Annotated in this window: 3 protein-coding genes; all 3 read right to left on the reverse strand. The window is 67.4% G+C overall.

What is annotated here, in order from left to right; all coding sequences use genetic code 11:
• A partial coding sequence (locus tag N826_RS38710; RefSeq protein ID WP_044437908.1) for a TniQ family protein occupies positions 1–677 on the reverse strand: 677 nt, incomplete at its 3' end.
• Positions 678–680: 3 nt separating this feature from the next.
• Positions 681–1,577: a TniB family NTP-binding protein gene (locus N826_RS38715; RefSeq protein ID WP_044437910.1), complete on the reverse strand. Its 897-nt coding sequence runs from the start codon at positions 1,575–1,577 to the stop codon at positions 681–683.
• On the reverse strand, positions 1,577–2,395 hold an 819-nt coding region (locus N826_RS38720), incomplete at its 5' end, for a Mu transposase C-terminal domain-containing protein (protein WP_169789515.1). The genes N826_RS38720 and N826_RS38715, both read right to left, overlap by 1 nt.

Raw genomic sequence — 2,395 nt, forward strand, 5'->3', positions numbered from 1 at the left:
CCCCGATTGACCATGAAGTCGAACAGAGCGGCAAGCCGCTTCTGGGTTATCAGCGTGAGCATCGCCGCCGGCGTGACCGGAGCCAGTCGAAGAACATACGCGCAGCGGTGACACTGGGGTTCGTGCACGGCTTTCCGACCGGAGAGCAGGTCGACCCGGGCGCCGCAGCCAGGGCACCGGTCGTGAAGACGAACACCGTGGTCCGGGCAGGCACAGACATGGGCAAGTCGCCAGTCCTTTCGGAAAACCGGATCCGGATGCTCGGCGAGGCAGCGCGGACAGAACTGCAGCACCGGCAAACGCCCCCGCTCCGGATCGCGCAGCAGCATGCCGTCGGTCCGCACCAGCGCGGCCTGGACGTTGTGATCGTCCCGGGCGATCAGGTAGCCGGCCGGCGGGACAAGCATCGCGCCGGCCAGATCCGGGAAGGCATGCCCGGAGACATTTGCAAGAAAAGCGAGGCCCGCCGCCGGCATCTCTAGGTCGGCGTCGTCGAACGAATGCCCGCAGGGAACCTTGGCGCGAAAGGTCCGCGGTGCGATCCCATAAGTTGCCGCGACCCGCCGAAGCCAACTCGACAGCAGCTCATCCCCGCCGATCCGGGGCCGCAGGGGCCAGAGCCGGCCACCCAGGCGCATCGGCTCCTGGAATTCGATCAGGAGTTCCGCGCCGCCCATGCCTCACTCGATGCCGAGGGTGGCGGCCGAGTCCCGGTGCGACGGCGGGATGTAGTGGATCGCTTCCAGCACCTCGGGCGTGATGCGCTCGGCGCCGGAGCGGATCGCCTCGACGGCACAGAGCCGGATGATCTCCGCCACGCCACCGATCAGGCCCTCGGCCCGGGCGAGGATCCGCGTGCCCAGCACCGGGTCGTCCAATTCCGAGGGTTCGCGCAGGGGCAGGAAGCGCCCGAAGCTGTTCAGCAGGCGCCAGTACTCCGGGTCCTCCAGCTCCCATCGCGGCAGCGGGAAGGGCGGGAACCGGTTCATGAACTGCTCCTCGGTTCGGACCGCGTAGAGCGCCTCCCGGGTGCCGAAGGCGATGGTCGAGACGCCCAGTTCCTCGCCGATCAGTTTCAGCCTGCCCAGGACCTGACCGACCGCCCTGCGGGAGCCGCGCAGCGCCATGTGCAGATCGTCGACCAGCAGGATGCGCAGGCTCGTTCTCCTGATCAGGTCGTATGTGACCACCTTGAGGTCCCGGGTCGCCGCTTTCCGGTCCACCGGCGCCCCCGCCGCTTCCAGGATGTTCAGCAGCAGACCCTTCTCGTCGGCGCCGTTGGGCGCGGCGATGCCCAGAACGCGCAAAGTCGAGGCTTCCGCCCGTGGCTGCTGGCGCTGCCAGGTCCGACTGAGGAAGCGCCGGAAGATCATGGTCTTGCCGTTGTTCGACGGCCCGACAACGAGCAGGCTGTCGCGGCAACGGCTTCCCTCGTGGATTTCCAGGCAGCGCCGCAACGCTTTGCCGGCCCGGTCGTACCCGATCCAGACGTCGCGGTTGATCCTGGCGATGCGCTGCGGATCGGGCAGGCCGAGGTAGGCCCGTGTGGTTTCGGTGACATGGTTTCCGGACGACATTACAGATCCTCCGATACATCCTCGATCCACTCACCGCGCCGGAATCCCGGGATGGGATGATCGCGGCCGGTGCCCGGCGCCGAAGTCTCACGGACCTGCGGCATCGTTCCGATTTCCCGGTCCCGGGCCGCAGCCGACAGGGCGACGGCGCGCCGTTCCTGGCTCTTGCGCGCCGACCTGGTCTTCACGGCGGCCGCTGCGATCTCGCGGCGCATGAGCAGGATCGTGTCGAAGATCCGGCGTTCAGTGACAAGGTCCCGCTTGAGGTCGGACAGCCGTTCCCGCGCCAGCCTGAGCTCCCGGTAGGTGGCGGGCGGGTTGGTGCGGTTGCGGTATGCAAGGGTCAGATAATCGCCGAGGGCCTCGTCGAAGACGTGGATGCGGGACATGTCACGCGGATCGAAGCGCAGCGTGTACCTGGGCATCCCCCGCCCGATTCCACGTGCCATCAGGGGACGCAGGACATCGTCGAACCAGGCGACGCCCAGAATCTCGAAGCCGCGGTTGGTCAGGCGCCGCTCCTCGAACGGCAGAAAGTCGAGCATGAAGCGGCGGCGGTCGATGATGCGGGCCGGGACCGAGCCGCCGCCGGAATGCCGGGCGGCGTAAAAGTCCAGGTACCGTTCAAGCGGGCGCTCCGCGATGCCCTCATGGACCTCAAGGTGATAGATGCCGCAGATCGCCATGGCCATGAGCCGCTCAGCCTCGCTCAGCGTCAGGCAGGCGGACTTTTCCGGCTGATACTCCGAGCACTCGTTCACGTCGGAGAAGGTCGTACCGGGGAACTCGTGGACGAGCCGCATGAAGGTGCCGATGAC

This window comes from Skermanella aerolata KACC 11604, assembly GCF_000936425.1.
GTDB classification, from domain to species: Bacteria; Pseudomonadota; Alphaproteobacteria; order Azospirillales; family Azospirillaceae; genus Skermanella; species Skermanella aerolata.

What these genes read in the sequence shown, in the direction of transcription:
- N826_RS38715 (WP_044437910.1), bottom strand. Translation starts at nt 1,577, where the DNA reads ATGTCGTCCGGAAACCATGTCACCGAAACCACACGGGCCTACCTCGGC.